The organism is Micromonospora sp. NPDC047753 (genome assembly GCF_040642735.1).
Taxonomy (GTDB): Bacteria; Actinomycetota; Actinomycetes; order Mycobacteriales; family Micromonosporaceae; genus Micromonospora.
The window spans coordinates 1-21,508 of the sequence record NZ_JBEYSL010000055.1 but is presented as its reverse complement, the minus strand read 5'-3'; the positions used below and the strand labels follow the sequence as shown (position 1 = coordinate 21,508).

Annotated in this window: 27 protein-coding genes and 1 pseudogene; 11 read left to right on the top strand and 17 right to left on the bottom strand. The window is 71.6% G+C overall.

Annotated elements, in window-relative coordinates:
- The coding region (locus ABZ749_RS07600) for a hypothetical protein (protein ID WP_357223989.1) at positions 1 to 359 on the top strand (359 nt) is incomplete at its 5' end.
- A gap of 7 nt (positions 360 to 366) precedes the next feature.
- Here ABZ749_RS07600 and ABZ749_RS07595 read toward each other — a convergent pair.
- The 8 genes from ABZ749_RS07595 to ABZ749_RS07560 form a co-directional block, all read right to left on the bottom strand.
- Positions 367 to 1,212, bottom strand: a complete 846-nt coding sequence (locus ABZ749_RS07595; RefSeq protein WP_357223986.1) for an LLM class flavin-dependent oxidoreductase — start codon at positions 1,210 to 1,212, stop codon at positions 367 to 369.
- Between the two features lie 150 nt (positions 1,213 to 1,362).
- Positions 1,363 to 2,361, bottom strand: a complete 999-nt coding sequence (locus ABZ749_RS07590) for a tyrosine-type recombinase/integrase (RefSeq protein WP_357223983.1) — start codon at positions 2,359 to 2,361, stop codon at positions 1,363 to 1,365.
- Between the two features lie 71 nt (positions 2,362 to 2,432).
- Positions 2,433 to 2,858: an Hsp20/alpha crystallin family protein gene (locus ABZ749_RS07585; protein WP_355007589.1), complete on the bottom strand. Its 426-nt coding sequence runs from the start codon at positions 2,856 to 2,858 to the stop codon at positions 2,433 to 2,435.
- A 2-nt stretch (positions 2,859 to 2,860) separates the two neighbouring features.
- Positions 2,861 to 3,442 (bottom strand): GNAT family N-acetyltransferase, encoded by a 582-nt coding sequence (locus tag ABZ749_RS07580; protein WP_357223981.1) that lies wholly within the window; start codon positions 3,440 to 3,442, stop codon positions 2,861 to 2,863.
- A 30-nt stretch (positions 3,443 to 3,472) separates the two neighbouring features.
- The gene (locus ABZ749_RS07575; protein ID WP_357223978.1) at positions 3,473 to 5,152 is read right to left on the bottom strand and encodes an ATP-binding cassette domain-containing protein; all 1,680 of its coding nucleotides are present in this window, start codon (positions 5,150 to 5,152) and stop codon (positions 3,473 to 3,475) included.
- A gap of 247 nt (positions 5,153 to 5,399) precedes the next feature.
- Positions 5,400 to 5,813 carry a DUF6069 family protein gene (locus ABZ749_RS07570; protein WP_357223976.1) on the bottom strand — a complete coding sequence of 138 codons (414 nt, stop codon included), beginning with the start codon at positions 5,811 to 5,813 and terminating at the stop codon, positions 5,400 to 5,402.
- 76 nt (positions 5,814 to 5,889) lie between these two features.
- Positions 5,890 to 6,366 (bottom strand): MarR family winged helix-turn-helix transcriptional regulator, encoded by a 477-nt coding sequence (locus ABZ749_RS07565; RefSeq protein ID WP_357223973.1) that lies wholly within the window; start codon positions 6,364 to 6,366, stop codon positions 5,890 to 5,892.
- 197 nt (positions 6,367 to 6,563) lie between these two features.
- On the bottom strand, positions 6,564 to 7,079 hold the full coding sequence (locus ABZ749_RS07560) for a MarR family transcriptional regulator (RefSeq protein WP_357223970.1): 516 nt from the start codon (positions 7,077 to 7,079) through the stop codon (positions 6,564 to 6,566).
- Positions 7,080 to 7,147: 68 nt separating this feature from the next.
- Between ABZ749_RS07560 and ABZ749_RS07555 the strand changes: the two genes are divergently transcribed.
- Positions 7,148 to 8,380: an MFS transporter gene (locus ABZ749_RS07555; protein ID WP_357223967.1), complete on the top strand. Its 1,233-nt coding sequence runs from the start codon at positions 7,148 to 7,150 to the stop codon at positions 8,378 to 8,380.
- A gap of 95 nt (positions 8,381 to 8,475) precedes the next feature.
- On the opposite strand, the gene ABZ749_RS07550 is transcribed toward ABZ749_RS07555, so the two are convergent.
- Both ABZ749_RS07550 and ABZ749_RS07545 read right to left on the bottom strand, forming a co-directional pair.
- Positions 8,476 to 8,634 (bottom strand): DUF397 domain-containing protein, encoded by a 159-nt coding sequence (locus ABZ749_RS07550; RefSeq protein ID WP_357223964.1) that lies wholly within the window; start codon positions 8,632 to 8,634, stop codon positions 8,476 to 8,478.
- A gap of 49 nt (positions 8,635 to 8,683) precedes the next feature.
- Entirely contained in the window at positions 8,684 to 9,085 is a 402-nt protein-coding gene (locus ABZ749_RS07545) for a helix-turn-helix domain-containing protein (protein WP_357223961.1), read from the bottom strand.
- A 125-nt stretch (positions 9,086 to 9,210) separates the two neighbouring features.
- On the opposite strand from ABZ749_RS07545, the gene ABZ749_RS07540 reads away from it, so the two are divergent.
- Both ABZ749_RS07540 and ABZ749_RS07535 read left to right on the top strand, forming a co-directional pair.
- Complete coding sequence (locus tag ABZ749_RS07540; RefSeq protein WP_357223958.1) at positions 9,211 to 10,068, top strand: SDR family oxidoreductase; 858 nt, start codon at positions 9,211 to 9,213, stop codon at positions 10,066 to 10,068.
- 93 nt (positions 10,069 to 10,161) lie between these two features.
- Positions 10,162 to 10,329 (top strand): hypothetical protein, encoded by a 168-nt coding sequence (locus tag ABZ749_RS07535; protein WP_357223955.1) that lies wholly within the window; start codon positions 10,162 to 10,164, stop codon positions 10,327 to 10,329.
- Between the two features lie 109 nt (positions 10,330 to 10,438).
- Here ABZ749_RS07535 and ABZ749_RS07530 read toward each other — a convergent pair.
- Positions 10,439 to 10,596: pseudogene (locus tag ABZ749_RS07530) on the bottom strand (DUF4158 domain-containing protein); the annotation flags it as partial.
- 166 nt (positions 10,597 to 10,762) lie between these two features.
- On the opposite strand from ABZ749_RS07530, the gene ABZ749_RS07525 reads away from it, so the two are divergent.
- The gene (locus tag ABZ749_RS07525) at positions 10,763 to 11,284 is read left to right on the top strand and encodes a SigE family RNA polymerase sigma factor (RefSeq protein WP_357223952.1); all 522 of its coding nucleotides are present in this window, start codon (positions 10,763 to 10,765) and stop codon (positions 11,282 to 11,284) included.
- Positions 11,281 to 12,549, top strand: a complete 1,269-nt coding sequence (locus ABZ749_RS07520; RefSeq protein WP_357223949.1) for a hypothetical protein — start codon at positions 11,281 to 11,283, stop codon at positions 12,547 to 12,549. The genes ABZ749_RS07525 and ABZ749_RS07520 overlap by 4 nt, the downstream gene beginning before the upstream one ends.
- 374 nt (positions 12,550 to 12,923) lie before the next feature.
- On the opposite strand, the gene ABZ749_RS07515 is transcribed toward ABZ749_RS07520, so the two are convergent.
- Genes ABZ749_RS07515 through ABZ749_RS07505 form a run of 3 tightly spaced genes read right to left on the bottom strand, consistent with a single transcriptional unit; the run spans position 12,924 to position 14,698 of the window.
- Positions 12,924 to 13,511: a GNAT family N-acetyltransferase gene (locus ABZ749_RS07515; protein WP_355007501.1), complete on the bottom strand. Its 588-nt coding sequence runs from the start codon at positions 13,509 to 13,511 to the stop codon at positions 12,924 to 12,926.
- A gap of 24 nt (positions 13,512 to 13,535) precedes the next feature.
- Positions 13,536 to 13,670 carry a hypothetical protein gene (locus ABZ749_RS07510; RefSeq protein ID WP_357223946.1) on the bottom strand — a complete coding sequence of 45 codons (135 nt, stop codon included), beginning with the start codon at positions 13,668 to 13,670 and terminating at the stop codon, positions 13,536 to 13,538.
- Positions 13,667 to 14,698 (bottom strand): aldo/keto reductase, encoded by a 1,032-nt coding sequence (locus tag ABZ749_RS07505; protein WP_357223943.1) that lies wholly within the window; start codon positions 14,696 to 14,698, stop codon positions 13,667 to 13,669. The genes ABZ749_RS07510 and ABZ749_RS07505 overlap by 4 nt, the downstream gene beginning before the upstream one ends.
- 123 nt (positions 14,699 to 14,821) lie before the next feature.
- Between ABZ749_RS07505 and ABZ749_RS07500 the strand changes: the two genes are divergently transcribed.
- Positions 14,822 to 16,375: a glycosyltransferase family 39 protein gene (locus tag ABZ749_RS07500; protein WP_357223940.1), complete on the top strand. Its 1,554-nt coding sequence runs from the start codon at positions 14,822 to 14,824 to the stop codon at positions 16,373 to 16,375.
- Positions 16,376 to 16,404: 29 nt separating this feature from the next.
- Here ABZ749_RS07500 and ABZ749_RS07495 read toward each other — a convergent pair whose 3' ends face one another.
- Positions 16,405 to 16,884: an Rrf2 family transcriptional regulator gene (locus ABZ749_RS07495; RefSeq protein WP_357223937.1), complete on the bottom strand. Its 480-nt coding sequence runs from the start codon at positions 16,882 to 16,884 to the stop codon at positions 16,405 to 16,407.
- Between the two features lie 125 nt (positions 16,885 to 17,009).
- Between ABZ749_RS07495 and ABZ749_RS07490 the strand changes: the two genes are divergently transcribed.
- Positions 17,010 to 17,750, top strand: a complete 741-nt coding sequence (locus tag ABZ749_RS07490; protein ID WP_357223934.1) for an NAD(P)H-binding protein — start codon at positions 17,010 to 17,012, stop codon at positions 17,748 to 17,750.
- 36 nt (positions 17,751 to 17,786) lie between these two features.
- On the opposite strand, the gene ABZ749_RS07485 is transcribed toward ABZ749_RS07490, so the two are convergent.
- Positions 17,787 to 18,359, bottom strand: coding sequence for a GNAT family N-acetyltransferase (locus ABZ749_RS07485; protein WP_357223931.1), 573 nt, complete (start codon positions 18,357 to 18,359; stop codon positions 17,787 to 17,789).
- Positions 18,359 to 19,612, bottom strand: a complete 1,254-nt coding sequence (locus ABZ749_RS07480) for an MFS transporter (RefSeq protein ID WP_357223928.1) — start codon at positions 19,610 to 19,612, stop codon at positions 18,359 to 18,361. Before ABZ749_RS07480 ends, ABZ749_RS07485 begins: the two co-directional genes overlap by 1 nt.
- Before the next feature lie 128 nt (positions 19,613 to 19,740).
- On the opposite strand from ABZ749_RS07480, the gene ABZ749_RS07475 reads away from it, so the two are divergent.
- The 3 genes from ABZ749_RS07475 (at position 19,741) to ABZ749_RS07465 (ending at position 21,397) form a co-directional block, all read left to right on the top strand.
- Positions 19,741 to 20,673 (top strand): LysR family transcriptional regulator, encoded by a 933-nt coding sequence (locus tag ABZ749_RS07475; protein WP_357223925.1) that lies wholly within the window; start codon positions 19,741 to 19,743, stop codon positions 20,671 to 20,673.
- Between the two features lie 106 nt (positions 20,674 to 20,779).
- On the top strand, positions 20,780 to 21,118 hold the full coding sequence (locus ABZ749_RS07470; protein WP_357223922.1) for a winged helix-turn-helix domain-containing protein: 339 nt from the start codon (positions 20,780 to 20,782) through the stop codon (positions 21,116 to 21,118).
- 3 nt (positions 21,119 to 21,121) lie between these two features.
- Positions 21,122 to 21,397, top strand: coding sequence for a hypothetical protein (locus ABZ749_RS07465; protein WP_357223919.1), 276 nt, complete (start codon positions 21,122 to 21,124; stop codon positions 21,395 to 21,397).
- The last annotated feature ends 111 nt before the right edge of the window (positions 21,398 to 21,508 follow it).

The window sequence follows — 21,508 nt, the reverse complement described above, 5'->3', positions numbered from 1 at the left end:
GGCGGTCGCCGGTGCAGCCGGGTGACCTGATCCTGCGGCCCTGCCAGGGTCTGCTCTGCGGGCAGGACGAGCAGGGACGCTGGGCGATCGACGCGGGCAGCGGGGTGCGGGTGTGGACGTGGCCGGGCGGGGCGCGCTGGCGAACGGTCGCTGGCCCACGGGTCGCCACGGAACCCCTGGTGGTGCTGGGGATGGCGGCCGACGGCAGGCGCTCCCTGGTCGCGACGGTGGGGCGCGACGGTCATCGGGTGTCCGCTGTGCTCCCGGCGGGTGTGACCGACTGCCGCCGGGTCGGCGCCGGGTTGATCTGCCGCGACGGCACGGCCCGGGTGACGTTCTGGCCCCTCGACATCCCCTGACCCCGGGTCAGCGCAGGGGGCCTCGGGCAACGGCTGCGCGCATCGTCGCCGGATCGCCGGCCGGGACGAACTCCAACCACCAGGTGGCCCCGGCGGTGGCCAGTTCGCCGAGGTAGGCCCGTTCGGCGCGTTCGTCGGAGCGGCGTCGCCGGCCGCCGATCGCCACGTCGAACGGCTGACCGTCGGCGCGCGTCGATGGCAGGGCGTTCGCCAGGTCGTGGACCTCGTCGGGGGTGAAGTCGGACCACCCGTCGGTGTCGGTGAGCTTGTACGGCACGATGCCGTCGGCGCGGGCGGCCCGGCGGCGCACCGCCCCGGCCTGCGTGCTGCCGCCGACCCAGACCGGCACCCGCGGCGACTGCACCGGCGCAGGGCGCAGCGACACCCCGTCGGCGCGGTAGTGGGTGCCCTGGTGACTGACCCGCCCACCGCTGAGCAGCCCGGTCAGCAGGTCGAGACCCTCGTCGAGCATCGCGGCCCGCACGGACACCTCGGTCTGCTCGCCGAAGGCGACCAGACCCCGGTCGCCGGGATCACCGACACCGACCGCCACCGTCGCCCGGCCCGCGCTGAGGTGGTCGAGGGTGAGGACCTCCCGCGCCAACTTCGCCGGGCGGCGTCGGGGCAGCGCGGTGACGGTGGTGCCCAGTCGCACCCGGTCGGTGCGCCCGGCGATCGCGGCGAGGACGAGCCACGGGTCGTAGGTGAACGGCTCGTCGCCGGAATAGTGGATCAGATAGTCCTCCAGGAACACGCCGTCCCAGTCGGCGCGTTCGGCCAGCTCACCCAGCTCGACCAGTGTGGACACCGCTATCGAGGCTCCGCCGCAGGAAATCTCCAGACCGTGTCTCATCCGCCGACCGTAGAACGGGGGTCCGACACCAGGCCGCAGTGAGTGTGGGGGCGACGTTGTCGGGCCCCACCGCGTGACAGCTTCTGCCGATCTGCGTCTGCCCCCGCCCGCAGGGCGGATGCGGAGACGCGGCAGTGCCGCCCGCGCTGCTCAGCCGCGACGACGCGACCGGGCCGCCCACACCGCGTACGCCGGGTCGCGGTCGAGGTTGTGCCGGTCCCGGTCATAGCGGCGGGTGGTACGCGGGTCGGCGTGCCCCATGGCGTCCTGCACGTCCTCCAACGGCACGCCCTCCGAGCGGGCCGTGGTGGCGAAGGCGTGCCGCAGCGAGTGCGGGGACAGCTTCGCCCAGGCCGGGATGCCGGCGGCGCGGGCGAGCCGACGGACCATCCGGAACACCGAGTGCCGGTCCAGCCGGGCACCGCTGGCGGTGACCAGCAGCGGGCCGGTGAGCTGCGGCACCGGCACGCCGGTGGTGGCGGCCCGCTGGGCCAGGTAGGCGTCCAGGGCGTGCCCGGTGCCGGGGGTGAGGGCGCGGCGGCGTTGTTTGCCGCCCTTGCCGACGAAACGCACGCTGCGGTGGCCGCGTTCGGTGCCGAGGTCGGTCAGGTCCAGCGAGATCAGCTCCCCGACCCGCAGGCCCAGGTCGGCGAGGAGCGCGAGGGCTGCCCGGTTGCGGACGGCGGTCGCGCCGGTGTCCGCGTCGGCGGCGCTGAGCAGGGCGTCCACCTCCTCGGGGGTGAGCCCGACGGTGGCGGAGTGGTCCCGGTCGACGCGGGGGCGGTCGGCGCCGGAGACCGGGTTGGCCGGCACAGCGCCCAGTTTGACCAGGAAGTCGTACCAACTGGACAGCGCCGAGAGTCGGCGGGCGACGGTTGCCGGGGTCAGTGGGCGGCCACTGCGGGTGCCGAGGCTGTTCTCCAGGGCACGGGCGTATTCGTTGACGTGCAGGAACGTGGCCCGCAGCGGGTCGAGGTCGTGATCGCTGCACCAGGTGAGCCAGCCGGTGACGTCACGTCGGTAGGCGTCGCGGGTGTGCTCGGACAGCCGCCGGTTGCGCAGCCACGCCTCGGTGACCTCGACCGGTCCGCTCGGCAGCGCCGGTGGCGCGGACGGGCGGGCGAGCACCGGAGCGTCGGAGAACACCATGTGAAAAAGGCTCTCAGCCTCGGGTGGGATCGGCGTGCAGGCGCGCCGATCCCACCCGTCACCGCGTCGGGTCAGGCTTTGATCTCCCGGCGGGCGGCGCCGTTGGCCTGGATGGTCACCCGGCGGGGCTTGGCGCGCTCGGCGACCGGGATGCGCAGCGTCAGCACCCCGTTCTCGTAGCCGGCCTCCAGCTTGTCGGTGTCGAGCGTGTCGCCGAGGAACAGTTGCCGGGTGAAGGTGCCCATCGGGCGTTCGGCGGCGACCAGCTCGACGCCGTCGCCGGCGGGCCGGCGACGCTCGGCGCGGACGGTGAGCACGTTGCGCTCGACGGTGCAGTCGATGCTGTCCGGGTCGACGCCGGGCAGGTCGAACGCCGCGTAGAAGTGGTCGCCGTCGCGGTAGGCGTCCAGGTGCATCGTCGCGGGACGGGCCGCCGTACCGAAGAACTGCTCGGCGAGCCGGTCGATCTCGCGGAACGGGTCGGTACGCATCAACATGGTCATGCCTCCTCGGATCTCCTGGCCGAAGGTGATGGGTTGAGCCGGGGTGACTCAACTTCCTCTTCTTGTTTAGCGCCTTCGGAAGCGAACGTCAACTGCTTCTCGAACCAGTGGTCGGCGTAGGGGCCCCGCGAGTACGCCGGGATCTCCACGTAGCCGTGCCGGGCGTACAGGGCGCGGGCCTCGACCAGGTCGTGCCGGGTGTCGAGCCGGATCCGGTCCGCCCCGGCCGCGCGGGCCTGCTCCTCGACGGCGGCCAGCAGCACGGCGCCCCCACCGGCGCCGCGATGCTCGCCGCGGATGAACACCCGGGTCAGCTCGGCCCATCCCGGTTGCCAGCGCAGCCCGGCGCAGCCGGCCAGGTCGGTGCCGTGGCGCGCGAGCAGGAGCAGCCCGCTCGGCGTGGTCAGGTCGCCGCTGGGCATCTCGGCCAGGGCGGCGTCGACCTCACCGGGCCGGGCCGGGCGACGGTGGTAGCGGACCACCATCTCGGTCATGTACTCGCGCAGCAGCAGCACCGCGTCGGGGTGGTCGGGCCGGCTGGTGCTTGTCGTCCAGGTGGGCCGGGCGGTGACGGTCACCTGTTGATCATCACCGCCCGGTCAACGGCTTTATCCGGTCGCCCGGGTGCCCGGTGTCGTGGGCTCGCCGACCCGCAGCAGCGGCCAGTCGGCCAGATCCCGCAGCAGCTGCCGGTCGTGGGTGACGACGACGACAGCGGCACTCGTCGCGCGGATCGCGGCGGTCAGCTCGTCGGCAAGCGTCGACGACAGGTGGTTGGTCGGCTCGTCGAGCAACATCACTGTTGGTCGCCCGGCCAACACCAGTGCCAGATCGAGGCGGCGCTGCTGCCCCTGCGACAACCGCCCGACGGGCGTACGCGTCGCGGCGGAGTCCAGCAGCCCGAGGGATCCGAGCGACACGGCCTCGGCGGCGGGCAGCACACCAGCGGACACCAGTCGCCCCACCTGGCCGGCGTACACCTCGTCGGCGGTGAGGTCGGGAGCCTGCCCGGCGGTCTCCTGAATGAGCCGGGCGACCCGGGCCTCCCTCGCCGTCCAGGTGCACCCGACGGAGGGTTCGAGCGCTCCGGCGAGCACCGCGAGCAGTGTGGACTTCCCGGCGCCGTTGGGCCCGGTGACGAGCAGCCGGTCACCGCCGTCGATGGTGAGGTCGACCGGACCGGCGAGCCGCCCGTCGACGGCGACACCCTGTGCGCGTACCTGCGGCGCGCCCTGCCGTACGCCGAGGTCCGGCAACCGCAGCGTCGGCGGCGGTTTCGGTACGTCGAGCTGGTGTGCCTGGAGCGCGTCCTGCTGCCGGTTCAGGGCCTGCACGACGCCCGGCGCGCGGGACTGGCGCTGGTGCTTGCCGGTCCCCTTGTCCGGTCGCCATCCGGTGGAGAGCCGGTCGCGGGCCTTCGATACCGCGTCCTGGAGTCGTCGACGCTCGGCCTGCTGCTGCTCGTACTCCTGCTCCCAGTGCTCCCGCTCGCGACGGCGGGCGTCCTGCCAGGCGTCATAACCGCCGGCGTGGAGCCGCGCCTTCGCGTCGTGGGTGGGGTCGAGGTCGAGGAACCGGTCCGCGACGTCGCGGAGCAGCGCCCGGTCGTGGCTGACGATGGCGAGACCGCCGTCGTGCTCGCGGAGCCGGCGGGTCAGGAAGTCCAGGCCGCCGGCGTCGAGGTGGTTGGTCGGCTCGTCGAGCAGCAGCACATCGTGGCGGGCGCCGAGCAGGCACGCCAGCCGCACCCGGTAGCGCTGCCCCACCGACAATGTCGCCAGGGGGCGGTCGCGGTCGGTGCAGGCGTCGAGGGCCTCCAGTGCCACGTCGACGCGGCGCTCGGCGTCCCACGCGTCGAGGCGGGTGGCCGCGTCGAGCGCGGAGGCGTAGCGGTCCTCGGCGCTCGGGCCGCCGGCGGCCAGGGCGAGAGTCGCCTCGTCCAGCGCGGCGAGGGCGGTGAGCGACGCGGCGAGAGCCTCGGACGTGAGGGTGCCGACCGTCTCGCCGTCGCGGGCGGGTAGCTCCTGGCGGGCCAGTCCGATCGTGCCGGCCCGCCGCACGGTGCCGCCGTCCGGCGTGATCAGCCCGGCGAGGACGTGCAGCAGCGTCGTCTTGCCGCGGCCGTTCTCGCCGACGACCGCCACCCTCGAACGGGCGGAGACGGTGACCGAGACGTCGGTCAGGACGCGCCGGGACGCGCGGGTCACTGTGACGTCGGTGGCGCGGACGTGCGCGCTGCCGGCCTCGACGGGCCGGGACATGGTTTCGGGGTTCGGTGTGAGGTTCAACGGTGCTCCGCAGCTCGCGATGGAGCCGGGCAGCAGCTAACGGGCCGCCCGGCGGGAACCGGGACGGCGAGCGCGAATTCAGCAGAACGAAGGGCGCCGCCGTCAGCGGGCGGAGCGGACCTTCTGCGACCAGATACCTCGTGCCATGACAGCGATGCTAGCAACCTCGGCGCGTCAGGTCCTGAGGGTTTCGCCCACCCCGTGGTCAGCGCGACACGAGGTGGGCGGGGATATACCAGGGTGCCGTCTACCGACGGGGGCGGGGCAGCAGGGCGATCAACGCGACCGCCACGGCCACGTGCGTCGCGCCGAGCGCGAGCTTGGCGCCGCCGGTGGCCTCGACGCTGAGCACGGGGACGAAGGACAGCACCGTCACGACGATGGCCAGCGAGATCCAGACCGGTCGAGCGACCCGGCTGGCGAACCGCTCCAGCAGCGCCAGCGACGCCCAGCCGAGCAGGGCGGCCACCAGGGCGATCATGACGATCGCGCCGGCCCCGATGACAGTGGCGGGCTGGCCCGGGCTCTCGACGGTGTAGTCGACTCCGGCCAACGCGCCGATCGCCCAGATGGCCAGGGGGGCCACGACAGCGGCGGCGACGCCGAGTGCGCGGCGGCGCAGTAATGACGGGGCGGGGGTCGTGACGGTGGCAGCACTCATGACGGCTCCTCGTTCAGGGGAAACGAACGAGTACGACCGTAACAGATAGTCTTGTTCGGAACTATCTTTCTCGGAACTAACAGCCGGAACGGGCCCCCGGCGCGTACGGGGAGGTGTTGGCCAGTGGTCCGCTCACCAACCCCAGGAGAGCCCGCAGGAACACCTCCCGGTCCTGCTCGGGCAGGGTTGCCAGCAGGTCGTCCTGGATGCGTCGGACCACGTGTTGCGCTTGCCGCAGCACCTGCTCGCCCGCTGGAGTCACAGCGACCATCCGGGCCCGCCGGTCCGTTGGCACCGGGCGGCGCTCGGCCAACCCGGCCCGTTCAAGTTGGTCGAGCGTCACCACCATCGTGGTCTTGTCCACACCGCACCGCTCGCCGATCTCCCGCTGGGTCAGCTCGCCGGTGTGGGCCTGCGCCAGCACGTAGTGCGCCCGCGGCGATATGCCCAGCTCGGCCAACCCGGCGGCGTGCTCGGTCTGCAACGCGTGACTCGCCCAGGAGAGCAGAAACAACAGGTCCGGCGGGCCATCGGCGGGCGTGCAGGAGGTCATGCGCCGAGGCTAGCAAGATCCTCCGCGACCAGACGGTTCCCGTAGTCGACGTTCAGAGCGGGTGCCCGGCTCGAACGATTACCGCGAAGATCCGTCGCCGCCCGTCGTCGGCCAGGGCTCCGGCCAGCACATGCGCAGTCACGCCGGTCACCCTCGCATCAGCGGTACGCGCGCTGCCACGCGATGTTCGACCCCGCTCAGTCGGCCTGCGGCGTGCTCTGTGGCTCTTCGGCGACGAGCAGCACCCGGCGCAGCAGGGTGGAGAGGTGTCGTCGCTCGGTCGGGGTGAGCGCGCCGAGCAGGCGATGCTCCTCAGCGCCCTGGACCTCCATCGCCCCGCGCCAGGCGGCCTGGCCCGCCTCGGTGAGCTCCACGTCCACGCGTCGACGGTCGACTGTCGACGGAATCCGGCGGACGAAGCCCCGCCGCAGCAGCGCGTCCACCCGCGCGGTGATCGAGGCGGGGGCCATCGTGAGGTCCACGGCGAGGTCGGAGGGTGCGGCCCGGCCACCGCGGCCGGCCAGGGCATGCAGGGTGTCGTACTCGTGGGCCGGCAGGTCGAGGTCGACCAGGACCCGCTCCTTGACGGCCCGCAGGTGCCGGGTCAGTCGGATCATCCTGGTCACCGCCCCCTCGACGTCAGCGTCGAGGTCGGGCACCACGGGCAGCCAGCGCTCGATGTGCCGGTCGACGGCGTCCGGAGTGGTGGTCACCGTGTCACCTTACCTCAACGCCGAAATATTCATTGTCAAAATATTCGACGCCGAAGTATGTTGTGGCAATGACTCACCCACTACGCGACCACTCCTTCCGGCTGCTGTTCCTGGGGCGCACCATCTCCGCCCTCGGCGACGCGGTGGTGCCCGCCGCCCTGGCGCTGGCCGTGCTGCGGTCCACCGGCTCCACCGGCGCGCTGGCCGTCGTCCTCGCCGCGGCGGTCGTGCCCCGACTGGTTCTGCTGCCGTTCGGCGGGGTGGTGGCCGACCGGTTCGACGCCCGCCGGGTCGCCCTCCTGGCCGACCTGGTCCGCTGCGCCACGCAGCTCGCGGTCGGCGTGGAGCTGCTCGGCGGCGACCCGTCGCTGACCACGGTGGTGGTGGCGTCCGCGCTCGGCGGCACCGCCTCGGCGTTCGCCATCCCTACCGCTTCCCCGCTGGTCGCCGGCACCGTCGAACCCGCCAACCGGCAGCGGGCCAACGCCCTGATGGGGATCACCGCCAACACCAGCCGCCTCGCCGGCCCGGCGCTGGCCGGCGCGCTGATCTGGGCCGCCGGGCCCGGCTGGGCGTTCATCCTGGACGGCGCGTCGTTCGCGCTCAGCGCCACGCTGCTCGCGCTGGTGCGGGTCCGCCACGTGCCGGTCCCCCGCCGTTCCGTCCTCGCCGACCTGCGACACGGCTTCGGCGAGGTACGCGCCCGCGACTGGTTCTGGACCAGCCTGCTCGGGCACGGCGTCTGGAACGGCGCCGCCGCCGTGCTGATGACCCTCGGTCCGGCCGTCGCCATCGACCGTCTCGGCGGCGAAACGACCTGGGTGCTGCTGTTGCAGGCCGGCGCGATCGGAATGCTGACCGGATCGCTGCTGGCCGGGCGGGTCCGGCTGCACCGGCCGGTGCTGCTGGCCAACCTTGGGCTGGCCTGCTACGCCGCGCCGCTGTTCCTGCTCGCCGTCGCCGCGCCCGCCCCCGCGGTCATCGCCGCCTACGCGGTGGCGCTGACCGCCCTCGGTTACCTCAACCCGGTGTGGGAGACCGTCGTGCAGCACCACTTCCCACCGGAGGTCCTGGCTCGGGTCACCTCCTACGACTGGCTGGTGTCGCTGGGCGCCATGCCGCTGGGCTACGCGCTGGCGCCGTTGGCCGCCGACGCGTTCGGCGCACCCGTCCCGCTGGCCGTCGCCGGCCTGCTGGTGCTCGCCTCCTGCGCGGGAACCGCCCTCGTTCCCGGCGTACGCCGATTCACCTGGCCGACGACCCCGCAACCGCAGCCGGCCGACCCCGCCGCCGTCCGTTGACCAGATCGATCGACGACGCGCGGTGACCGCCGGCCTGCCCTACCCACGACAAAGGCTCCCGGCGCTGGCCGGGTGCCATTGTTCGATGTGGTCGGTCAGCCGGCGTCGCGGGCCATCGCGACGAAGCCACGCCACGACTGCGGGCTGAATGTCAGCGTGCCGCCGTCGCGGTCCTTCGTGTCGCGGACCAGGACCACGCCCGGAAGGTTGTCGGCAACCTCGACGCAGTTGCCACCGTTACCGCCGCTCCTCATCGATCCCTTGACACCGCGATCCGGTGGACCGGTCGTGCGCCGAGGGGGGTCAGCGTCGCCGGTCATAGTCCTCGCGTGCGGTCATGATCGCGGGGATCTCGGATTCAATCGCCTCGAGCAGGGCGCGCAGCGTGGCGGCGATGCGGGCGCCCGGGGCGGTGAGCGTGTATTCCACCCGGGGCGGAATGGTGGCTTGCACGTCGCGGGTCACCAGGCCGTCGCGTTCCAGGGCGTGCAGGGTCTGCGCGAGCATCTTTTCGCTTACCCCGTCCACCCGGCGGCGCAGGGCGTTGAATCGGTAGGAGCCCTCGGTGAGGGCGACCAGGGCCAGCGTCCCCCACTTGTCGGCAACGGTCTCCATCGTCTGGCGAGATGGGCAGGCCCGGTTGAACACGTCGACGATCAGGTCGTCGATCGGATCGTCGAGGGTGTCTCGCGGTGCAGTGGACATGCCTATGACGGTAACCGCTGGAACGTACCCGATCAATGACAGCACTCTCCAGAGGTTGGCACTTTCTCATAGTTAGTGCATCCTGTAGGCAGGTAGCTCGCCAACCGACATCGGGAGAACCGAAAATGATCACTGTTACCGCCGCCACCGGTCACCTTGGCCGCCTCGTCATCGAGGATCTGCTGCAACGCGGCGTGCATGCCGGCGAGATCGTGGCCGCCGTGCGTAACCCGGACAAAGCCGCCGACCTCGCCGAGCGTGGTGTTCAGGTGCGCGAGGCCGACTACGCCCGGCCCGAGACCCTCGCCGCGGCGTTCGCCGGCACCGACAAACTTCTGCTGATCTCCGGCAACGAGGTTGGCCAGCGGCTGGCGCAGCACAGGAACGCCGTGCAGGCCGCGGCGGCCGCCCGTGTCCAGCTGATCGCGTACACCAGCACCCTGCGCGCTGAGACCAACGGCACGATGCTCGCCGAAGAGCACCGGACCACCGAGGCAATGATTCGCGAGTCCGGCGTACCGTACGTCTTCCTGCGCAACGGCTGGTACATCGAGAACAACACCGACAACCTCGCCACCGCGTTGCAATACGGAACGATCGCCGGCTCTGCGGGCGACGGCCAGATCTCCGGCGCCACCCGGGCCGACTTCGCGGCTGCCGCGGGCGTCGTGCTCACCAGCGACGGTCATGACGGTGCCGTGTACGAACTGGGCGGCACCCCCTACACCATGACCGAGCTCGCCGCCGAGGTCGCCGCTCAGAGTGGCAAGCCGGTGGCCTACCAGAACCTGCCCGCCGACGCGTACACCGAGATGCTGGTCGGCGCCGGAGTGCCCGCGCCGTTCGCCGCCCTGCTGGTCGACTCGGACCTCGGCGTCAGCCGTGGCGAACTCTTCACGCCCAGCACCGACCTGCAGCGACTCATCGGACGCCCGAGCACGCCGCTCACCGACGTCGTCGCCGGCGCGGTCAAGACAGCCTGAACCCAGCACCAACCGGACAGCCGTATCAAAGTGTCACCGGCCTTGCCGACCAGGGGACCGAACTCCACCTTCTGCAGCGCCCAGGCCTCGGGCGTGAGCACGAACGACGCCGGATCGGCATACCGGCGCGAGCCGACGGTCGGCGGCAGAAGCTCGGGCAGGCCGCTGGACACGTCGGGCCTCGGCCCGGTCGGCGTCGCGCTGCGCGGCACCTGGGCCGCCGCTGGCGTGGCCCTCACCGCCAGCGCCTCCGCATTCTGAACGGGCGGTTCGCAAATCGCAGCACCACGAACTGGGTGGGCGTCGGCACCGACGCCCACCCAGTTCGTTCCTCAAGGGCCGGAGTGAGACGTTCTCGTGGTGGGTCGGGCAGCTGGACCGCCACGCCCCGCACGGTGCGGAACTGGCGCACGAACGCCTCGTCCGCCCCGGTCAACGTGAAGTCCCGAATCAGCTCCGCCCGGTTGATCTTCGGGAACCCCGAAGCCGCGCCAGTTCCTCCGCCGAGAACACATCCTGAGCAGCCACAAAACCACCGCCTTAGCGTTGATTCTGGTCTGGAAACTACGGACAGGCCGAAGCCCGCTGAACAACCGGCCCCCGGCGGGACGGATCCACCGGGCAAAGTTGCTGGGACCGGTAAACCTCGCGAGCGCACCTGGTGTCTTGCTGGTTGACAAGGCCGGGAGGTCAGATGCGGGATTCGCGCGGGGCGGAGTTCGACGACTTCGTTCGCACACGGTCGGCGGTGCTGTTGCGGGTTGCCTTCCTGCTGACCGGGGACCGGCACACCGCCGAGGACCTGCTCCAGGAGGTGCTGGAGCAGGTGTATGTGCGCTGGCGTCGGGTGCAGTGCAGCCCGGAGGCGTACGCGCGACGTGCGCTGGTCAACCGGTCGATCAACCGGTGGCGGTGGCGTGCCCGCCGTCCGGAACAGTCGCTGGGCGACCACGACGGGGTTGCCCGCGACCACGCCGACGCGGTGGCGGTTCGTGAACTGGTCGTCGGGGCGCTGCGGGCGTTGCCGGCTCGGCAGCGGGCCGCTGTCGTGCTCCGCTACCTGGAAGACCTGCCGGTCGTCGACGTTGCGGCGGCGATGGGCTGTTCAGAGGGTGCGGTGAAGAGTCACGCCTCCCGTGGTTTGGCTCGGCTGCGAGAGGCGCTGGCCGGGTCGAACCTCGTCATGCCCATCACTGGAACCGGGAGTTCGCGATGACCATGAACGACAGTGACGTGCGCGGCATCCTGCATCGCGCTACGGACGACCTGGTCAGCCCGCCGGATCTGCTCGCTGAGGTGCGTCGGGGTGGGCGGCGGCGGATGGTGCGCCGGCGAGTGGTGTTGGCGGCGCTCTGCGCGGCAGTGGTGGCCGTGCCCATGGCTGGCGTTCTCGACCTGCCCGGCGACGCCGGAGACACCCGTGCCGCTTCACCGCTGCTCGACCAGCCCACTCGCGGTGATCTGGCCGCCGACGAGGGATACCTGCGGCAGGTCCGCCAGGTGTGGCAGCGCCGGATCAAGGAGGCCGGGGATCGGACGCGCGGCGAACCGCACGTCGTCTGGGCAGGAGGTACGCCTGCTGGCCCGGCCGCCTACGTGGCCCACGCCACCGCGCACGGCACGACGGTGGGATTCGTCGAACCCACCGCCGGCGGTCCGCGCGTGCGCACCCTGACGCAGGCCACCGACAACGAAACAGACGGCCTCGAGCAGGCGGTACTGCTCGGACCGCAGCGCGACGTGCTCCTTGTGCTCGACTTCGGGCAACCGGTGGAGTTCTCCGCGCAACTGAGGTACGAACCCGATGGCAAGGTCGAGCGGACCTTCGAGCCGGTGGTGTTCCGAGACGGTGCGGCGGTGTTGTCGGTGCCGCCACAGCGCACGAAGCTCACCGTCGCGCTCTCCAGGACTCCCGTGGAACGGCAGAACGCGATTCACATCGACGGTACGAGCGAGATCCTCTTCCCCGACAACAAGGATCGGCCCGCGCCACCGCTTCTCCGCCACACGTTGCCCGGCACGGAGCAGGTCTGGGGCACCGACCCGGCTGCCACAGAGGTGAACGCGCCGACCGAAGCCCTCGCCGAATACTTCGACCCTGCTGGAGCGCACACGCACAACGGATCTCCACTCCTGTGGGTCTACGGGGCAACCCCCGACGGTCAGCGGCTCCTCGTGACAACCGTCCAGTACGACGACGACCCGTCCCGCGTCATCGCGTTGCTCGCCCGCACATATCTGCCGTTCGAGGCGGTGGCCAGCACGACCGCGGACTGGTCGGCACCCCTGCCTGTGCGGCTACGACTGCCCGACGACCAGGGCGTTCTCGTCGCCGCCGAGGGGTCAGCGCTGAGCTTCCGGGTCGGCGACGGCCAGTGGCAGGACGTCGGCCGCGACGCGGCACTGCTGCCCGCGACAGCGACCGAGGTACGGGTCACCGACGCCGGCGGGGCCACCACCGACGTCCCGATCGCTTCCTGAACCAGCTCCCGACAACAGCAAATACGGTGCTCACCGACGCTCTCCTGGCTACCTTCACCCACAGGCTGGTTCACCCGTCCCGGGTATCGGCGGCACGATGCCTCACCGCGGCCCTCGGCGACAGGGGACCTTCGAGATGTCCGGCGCAGCGTCTGCCACGGCAGACGCTGCGCCGTTGCGTCCCATCCAGACGCTTCGCCGCAACAGGCCATTCCGAACGCTGTTCTCGGCACGGCTCGTCTCGTACGCTGGCGATTCACTCAGCCTTGTCGCGCTGATCTTCCACGTCGCCGAGACGACGGGTAAAGGGCTGGCGGTCGCGCTTCTGCTCCTTGTCGGCGCCATCCGCGCCGCCCATCGAGTAGATCGGGTGATCAGATCGGGCCGTCGGTGCGCAGCCGTGCGTGCAGGTGCATGTCGTGCCAGCCGTCGGCGTGGCGAACCGACCCCCGGAGCACGCCCTCCACCGGAAAGTCGGCCCGCGTGGCCACCCGGCACGACGCCGTATTGGCGGTCGAGTGATCCAGGGCCAGCCGGTGCAGACCGGCCCGCGTGAAACTCCACCGGGTGAGTGCCCTCAGCGCCTCGGTGGCGATGCCCCGACCACGCGCGGCGGGCACCAACCAGTACGACAGTTGCGCCGACGCCTCGGCCAGCAGCACGCCCCGCAATCCCACCTGACCCAGCGGCCGGTCGTCGGCGTCGACGATCGCCCAGCTGGCGGCCGTCTCGTCACGCCAACGGCCGGCCCACTGCGCCGTCCACACCCGCGCCTCGTCGTCGCCGTCGATGCGGCGGACGTGCCACCGCTGGATCTGCGGACAGTCGAAGGCCGCCCGGACGGCCGGGGCGTCGTCGTCGCGCCACGGCCGCAGGGCCAGCCCGGGACGTACCGGAAGGTGGGGTTGCTCCTGGGCGGCGAGGCTCCCGGCGGGCAGGGCTGGTACGACGAGCAGCGGCATCCGCCCATTATCGAGCCGACGGCCTCACTCCCCGGTCGGGCCGCCCGCGAGCTCGGCGACCACGTCGAGGTGGCCCAGGTGGCGGAGGTAGTCCAGGTAGCGCAGGAAGACCTCGGTGCGGCTGCCGGCCGGGTCGGTGGGATCGGGAAACGAGGTCATGACCCGGCCGGCAGGTCACGGCCGCGCTGACGCACCCCGGCCGCGCCGTACGGGTAGTCGCCCACCAGCGGGGCGCTCGCCTCGTCCAGCAGCCGCATCTGCTCGGCGTCGAGGACCAGGTCGGCGGCGGTCAGGTTGTCGTCGAGCTGGTCGGTGGTCCGCGCGCCGAGGATCACCGAGGTGACCGCCGGTCGGGCCGCCAGCCAGGCCAGCGAGACCGCCGACATGGACGCGCCCCGGTCGTCGGCGATCTGGCGGACCGCGTCGAGCACCTGCCAGGTGCGCTCCTCGGCGTTGCGACCCGCGTACGCCTCGACGCCGCGCTGCGGGTTCTCGCCGAGCCGCGTCGCGCCGGTGGGTGTGGTGTCGCGCTGGTACTTGCCGGTGAGCCACCCGCCGCCCAGCGGTGACCACGGCAGGATGCCGATGCCTTCGTTCTCGCAGACCGGTACCAGCTCGAACTCGATGTCCCGGGCCAGCAGGTTGTACTGGGGTTGCAGGCTCACGATCGGGGTGAGGTTGAGGTGCTGGGTGAGCAGTGCGGCCTTCTGCAACTGCCAACCGGTGAAGTTGCTGACTCCCGCGTAGCGGATCTTGCCGGCGCTGACCGCGTCGTCGAAGAACCGCAGCGTCTCCGGCAGCGGGGTCAGCGGATCCCAGGCGTGCGCCTGGTACAGGTCGACGGCCTCGACGCCGAGACGGCGCAGGCTGGCGTCCAGGGCGCGGGTGAGGTGCACCCGGGACAGGCCCGCGTCGTTTGCCCCCGGACCCATCGGGAATCGCCCCTTGGTGGCGATCACCAGGCGGTCACGCACGTCGGGTCGGCTGCGCAGCCAACGCCCGATGATGTCCTCGGAGACACCGGTGGAGTAGACGTCAGCGGTGTCGATGAAGGTGCCGCCGGCCTCGACGAACCGGTCCAGTTGGGCGAAGCTGCCGGCCTCGTCGGTCTCCGCGCCGAAGGTCATCGTGCCCAGACACAGGGTGGACACCACGGTGCCGGTGTTGCCCAGAGTGCGATAGCGCATATCGTCCTTTCGGTCCGAGTGACAAAGCTGATCTTCGCACCCGCTTCGGCCAGGCGCATTCGGTACCGTGCCGAACGCCGGTAGGGGCACCCACGCGGCGACGCCGCCAGTCATCATGAGCGGGTGAGCGAGCCCGCGATCGAGATCGACCGACCTCAGCGGCCGACCCAGTCGCCGCAGCCGGGGCGGCCGCCGGAGCCTGGCATTCGCACCCGCGGCCCGTGGCTGGTGGCCGCCGCGACCACAGTGACGCTCCTGCTGCTCGCCGGCCGTTACGGCTACCACCGCGACGAGCTGTACTTCCTGCTCGCCGGTCGGCACCTCGACTGGGGCTACGTCGATCAGGGGCCGCTCGTCCCGGTGCTGGCCCGGCTGCTCGACACGATCGCCCCAGGCAACCTGGTGGTGCTGCGTACCCCGTCGGCGGTGCTGGCCGGCGGCGCGGTGCTGCTGGTCGCCGCCATCGCCCGGGAGTTGGGGGCCGGCCGGGGCGGGCAGCTCTTCGCGGCGGTGCTCGCCGCGCTCTCCGGCATCGTGCTCGCCAGTGGTCATCTGCTCAGCACCACCACCGTCGACCTGCTGGTCTGGTTGGTCGCGGCGTGGTGCGCGGTGCGGTTGCTGCGCACCGGTGACAGCCGCTGGGCGCTGGGCATCGGGCTGGCGATCGGTGTGGGCATGCTCAGCAAGCTGCTGCCGGCGCTGCTGGCCGTGGGCCTGGTCGCCGGGGTGCTCATCGCCGGGCCACGCCGGCTGCTGCGCGACCGGTGGGTTCTCGCCGGGGCCGGGATCGCCGTGCTGCTGGCCGCGCCGAACCTGATCTGGCAGGCAAGCAACGGCTTTCCGCAGCTCGGCGTTGCCGGGGCCATCTCCGACGGTGACAGCTCCTACAGTGGCCGGCTCGACGCGTTCACCCTCCAGTTCGTCATCATCAGCCCGTACGCCGTGCCGATCTGGATCGCTGGTCTCGTCGCGCTGCTCCGCCGACCGGCGTGGCGGGCCTACCGGGCGGTGGGCTGGGCGTGGTTGGTGGTGGTCGGCGTCGTGTTGATCGCCGGCGGCAAGGGCTACTACGACGCGCCGCTGCTGCTGGTCCTCACCGCCGCCGGTGCGCTGGTCGCCGTGGCGTGGGCCTCGCGGGGGTCACGCTGGTGGCGTCGGGGTTTGCTCGCGCTGGGTGTGGTGCCGTTCCTGCTGCCCAACGTCGTGCTGCTGCTGCCGGTGCTGCCGGCCGACCGGTTGCCCGCCTTCGTGGTCGACGTCAACTACGACGCCGGCGAGACCATCGGTTGGCCCGAGTTCGCCGACTCCCTCGCGGCTGTCCATCGTGGGTTGTCGCCGCAGGAGCGTTCGCGGGCGGTCGTCCTCACCGGCAACTACGGCGAGGCTGGCGCGGTGGCCCGCTACGGGCCGGCCCGTGGTCTGCCCCGGGCGTACTCCGGGCACAACAGCATGGTCGACTTCGGTCGGCCGCCCGCCGACGCGGACGTGGTCATCGCCGTCGGCTGGGAGCGCCCCGACCAGCTCAACACCTGGTTCGAGCAGTGCACCCCGGCCGGGCAGGTGGACCAGCGGGTCGAGGTGGACAACGACGAGAACGGCGGCCCGATCCACGTGTGTCGGGGGCTGCGGCGTCCGTGGGCGCAGATCTGGGACACCGAGGTACGCCACACCGGCTGACCGTGTTCGCCCGGATCTGCGGGGTCGGGTCAGGCTCCGCCGGTCAGCCAGGCCTGGATGCCGACCAGCGCCTCGGGGCCGGAGGTGGCGTCGACGTCGCGGGCGAGATCGGCGATGGTGACCGCGGCGAGCGCCTGGTGCCACGCGTCCTCGGCCGCCCACATGGCGCGGGACACCGGGCAGGGCGTGGTGCAGGCGTCGGCCGGGGTCGCGAAGGGGCCGCGCTGGCGGATCTCCGTGCAGACGAAGGTCGGGCCGGGCCCGTCGACGGCCCGGACCACGTCGAGCAGGGTGATGCTCTCCGGCGCGCGGGTCAGCACGTAGCCGCCCGACTTGCCCTGCACGGAGTGGATCAGGTTGGCGCGGGCGAGCGTCTGGAGCTGCTTGGCGAGGTAGCTGCTGGAGACGTCGTGCAGTTCCGCCAGCTTGGCCGCCGGAACGGGCGTGTGGCTGGTAGTGAGCACCACGCAGCAGTGCAGCGCCCACTCGACCCCGCCGGACATCTTCATGACGTCACCCTAGCCACCCCGTTACCCAGACACATTGTGTCCGAGTATAGTTCTCGGACAAGGAAGGTCCGAGTATCGGCTGAGCCTCAGCGGTCGGACCACACGTCACGGGAAGGTGCTTGGGCATGAAGATCGCCGTACTGGGCGGGACCGGCCTCATCGGGTCGCAGGTCGTCAAGATCCTGCAGGCTGCGGGCCACGAGGCGGTGCCGCTCTCGCCGTCCACCGGGGTGGACCTGCTCACCGGGCAGGGCCTGTCCGACGGGCTCGCCGGCGCCGAGGTCGTCGTCAACCTCACGAACTCGCCGACCTTCGACGAGGCCTCGCCCGCCTTCTTCCAGACGACCATGGACAACCTGCTGGCCGCCGCCGCTCGCGCGGGCGTCGGCCACGCGGTGATCCTCTCCATCGTCGGCGTCGACCAGGTGCCCGACCTGGACTACTACCGCGCCAAGACCCTCCAGGAGGAGATCCTCACGGCCGGTCCGATCCCGTACTCGATCGTCCGCGCCACCCAGTTCTTCGAGTTCGTCGAGTCGATCATGTCCTGGACTGCCGACGACACCACCGTCCGCCTGCCCAGCACGCCGGTGCAGCCGATGGCCGCCGCCGACGTGGCGCAGGCCGTCGCCGAGGTCAGCATGGGCGCGCCGCTCAAGGGCATCCGCAACGTCGCCGGCCCGGATGTCTTCGCCCTCGACGAGCTGGGGCGCGTCACGCTCGCCGCCCGCGGTGACCAGCGCACCGTCACCACCGACGACACCGTCGGCATGTTCGCCGCCATGTCCGGTGACGTCCTCATCGCAGGCGACGACGCTGTCATCGCGCCCACCGCCTACCGGGAGTGGCTCGGCCGCCAGGTCTGAGGTGTCGGCCGACCCGCACGTCGCCGTGGTGAACGATCACGTCGGCGGCGTGCGGGTCCCGGCCTGCCACTCGCGCGCCAGGATCGCGAAGACGAGCTGGTCGGCCCACTCCCCCCGAAACAGGTAACTCTCGACATGGCGTGCCTCCTGGCGCATGCCGAGTCGCGCCATCAGCCGGGCCGAGGCGGTGTTGCGACAGTGGCACCGGCCGTAGACCCGATGCAGCCCGAACTCGGCGAACCCCCAGGCCAGCAGCGCGGTGGCGGCCTCCGTCGCCAACCCTCGGCCGCCGTGGTCGGGGTGGAAGACGAACCCGAGTTCGGCGGTACGCTCCAGCCGGCTGCGCCACACCAACTCAACGATGCCGATCACTCCGGCGTCGGTGACCACGGCCACCGTCAGGCAGTCGCCCTCCGCGCGCCACGCGTCCTCGCCCGCCATGGCGAGCACCGACGCCCGCGACTGCTCACGGGTACGCGGCTTCGCGCCGAGCATCCAGCGCACGACGTCCGGTCGACGCTGAAACGCGTACACGTCGTCGAGGTCGTCGATCGTGACCGGACGCAGGGCGAGCCGTGCGGTGCGGATCGGGAAGGTCGGCTGGAACATCACGCGATCGTAGAGACCCGTGCGGAGCGCTCCGGTGCCGGCTGATCGGCGTCCGAACGCCGAGGCAGCAGCAGCGGGCTCACCAGGATCACCAGCCCGGCGACAGTGATCGCCGTGCGCGGGCTGGTGGCCTGCGCGAGCAGCCCACCGAGCGCGCTGAGGACGGCGATGGTGGCGCTGCTGCCGATCGACCAGGCAGACAGGGTACGGACGACGCGATCCTTCGGAGTCTGTTCCAGGCGGTAGGTGGCGAGCACCGGGTTGTACAGGCTCATGCTGATGATGATCGCGAACTCGACGGCGATCACCGTGACGAGACCGACCACGCCGGGCTGGACGAAGGCGAGGCCGATCAGCCAGATCGCGCGCAGCGTGCCCACGGCGCGGATGATCCGATGTTGGCCGTGGCGTGCCACCACCCGACGGGCCAGGCGTGACCCGATGAGCCCGCCGACGCAGGGCACGGCGAAGGCGAGGCCGTACTGCCACGGCGCAAAGCCCAGCTCGCCGAGCAGGAGCACTGCCAACAACGGCTCGGTGGCCATGATGAGCCCGGCGACGAGCAACTGGTTGAGGTAGAGCGCCCGCAGGCCGGGGTGGGCCAGCAGGTGTCGCCAGCCGTCGAGCAGCTCACCGGCCCGGACCCGGCCCGCGCCGGCGCGCCGGGGGCGGTCTTCGTGGCCGCGAATGGCGGTGAGGCCCACCGCGGAGAGCAGGTAGCTGAGCGCGTCGGCCACGACGGTGACGACCGGCCCGAAGAGTCCCACCGCAGCGCCGCCCAGCGGCGGCCCGAGCGCGATCGAGCTCCAGGTCGTCGACTCGAACCGCGCGTTCGCCACCAGCAGGTCGTCCGGCCGGACGAGAGCCTTGAGGAAGGCGCCGCTGGCCGCGTTGAAGGCGATCTTGGTGGTGGCGAGCACGGCCGAGACGACCAGCAACTGCCCGAAGCTGAGCCGACCCAGCGCGTACGCGACGGGGACAGTCAGCAGGACCGCGAACCGGGCCAGGTCCATCGCGATCATCACCCGCCGTTTGCGGCGGAACTCCACCCACGGCCCGAGCGGCAACGCGATCAGCGCCCCCACGGCCGGCCCCAGCGCCGCCAACACGGACACCTGGGCGGGGCTGGCCTGCAACACCAGCACGGCGATCAACGGCAACGCCCCGAAACCCAGCCCCGAGCCGTAGGCGCTGACCGCGTACGACGCCCACAACCAACCGAACCGCCGTCCCAGGGATCGCCTCGCGGACAAACCCACACCTCCCGCTCCCGACAACCCGCCGTTGACTACCGCGATCACAGCAAGCCCGGTGACGAGGGATCAAACAACCCGGTGAGCGGCGAGCCACAACCAGACGTTGTGTCACTAGGGTTTGCCGGGTGAATCTCGACGCCGTCCGTACCTTCGTCGCCGCCGTCGACGCCGGCCAGTTCCAGGACGCCGCCGCCGCGCTGTCGATCACCCAGCAGGCCGTCTCCAAGCGCATCGCCGCACTGGAGAAGGACCTCGGGGTACGGCTGTTCACCCGCACCGCGCGTGGCACCCACCTCACCGTCGACGGTCAGACCTTCCTGCCGCACGCCCGTGAACTGCTCCGGGTGGAGGCGCGCGCCGACGCCTCCGTACGCCCGGGCCGACGGGCACTGCGCGTCGACGTGCACAGCCGACGGATCGCACCGGCGGTGCTGTTGCAGGACTTCCACCGCGCGCATCCCCGCATCGAGCTCGACGTCGTCACCCTCGACGCCGACGTCCACGCCGCGATGGCCGCCGTCGAGGCGGGGACGGTCGACGCCACCTTCCACGCCGTCACCGTCGCCACGCGTCACCTGCCCGCCGCGATCAGGACCACCCGCGTGATCGACGAGTACCACGAACTGCTCGTCGGCCCCCGCCACGCGCTCGCCAACGCCCGCGTCGTCACGCCCGCGCAACTCGCCGAGCACCGCATCTGGATGCCCGGCATGGCCCCCGGCACCGAATGGGCCGACTACTACGACGAACTCGCCGCCGCGTTCGGTCTCACCATCGACCTGGTCGGGCCGGTCTTCGGCAACGAGGCGCTGCTGGCCGAGATCGCTGACTCCGCGGAGCTGGCGACCCTCGCTGGCGTTCGCACCCGGTACCTGTGGCCGGACAGCTACGACCTGCGGCGCGTACCGGTGCGTGGCCCGGCGCCCGTCTACCCCATGTCCCTCATCTGGCGCGACGACAACCCGCATCCCGCGCTGCGGGCACTGCGCGACTACCTCGCCTCCCGGCGGGTGCAGGCCCCCGACATCGAGGTCTGGCTACCGCCCTGGGGTCAGTGACCGGCGCGCCACGGCGTTCGTTGACACCTGCGGCCCTCCCCTGTCAGACTCACCTGACAGGGGGTGTCGGAGAAATCTGACACCTCCATTGAGAAGGGAAACCAGGATGAGCGGCACCTCGCCGACCGGTGACGAACTCGTGTTGTTGCTGGCCGCGCTGGCCAGCCCGCACCGGCTGCGAATCCTGGCCGCCGTGGCCCGGCAGCGGACCTACGTCAGCGAGCTGGCCCGGCAACTGCAGATGAACCGGCCGCTGCTCTACATGCACCTGCAGAAATTGGAAGCGGCCGGCCTGGTGACCGGCGAGCTGGTGACCGCACCGGACGGCAGCTCGGTGAAGTACGTCCAGGCGGTGCCGTTCACGGTGTCCCTGGATCTGGACGCGATCGCACTGGCCGCACAGAACCTGACCGGCTCCGGGCCGGCCGCAGAACAGGAGAAGTGAGCAATGACCCATCAGGTCGCGTTGGACATCGCACAGACCTCCACCATCGCCGCGGCGGTGATCGTAACGGCGATGATCGTGGTCGCCGGGCTTATCGGGACGGGCGTCTACCGCGCCCGGTACGCGGCGGCTCGGGAGGAGGGCTACCGGGTGCTGGCCGAGCGCAGCGCCACCGGCGCCCAGGCCACGGCGGACGAGATCAAGGGCGTGCGGGACGAGCTCGGCGAGGTTCGGCAGCGCCTGGCCGCGCTCGAGAAGCTGCTGAGCCAGATCGGCTGACGGCCCACCGACGGGGGCAGGACCCGTTCATCGTTCCGCTGGTCGGTGCGCGCACCCGGCAGCGGCTGGCCGAGGCGTTGCCGGCGCTGGACGTGAAGCTGTCGGCCGATG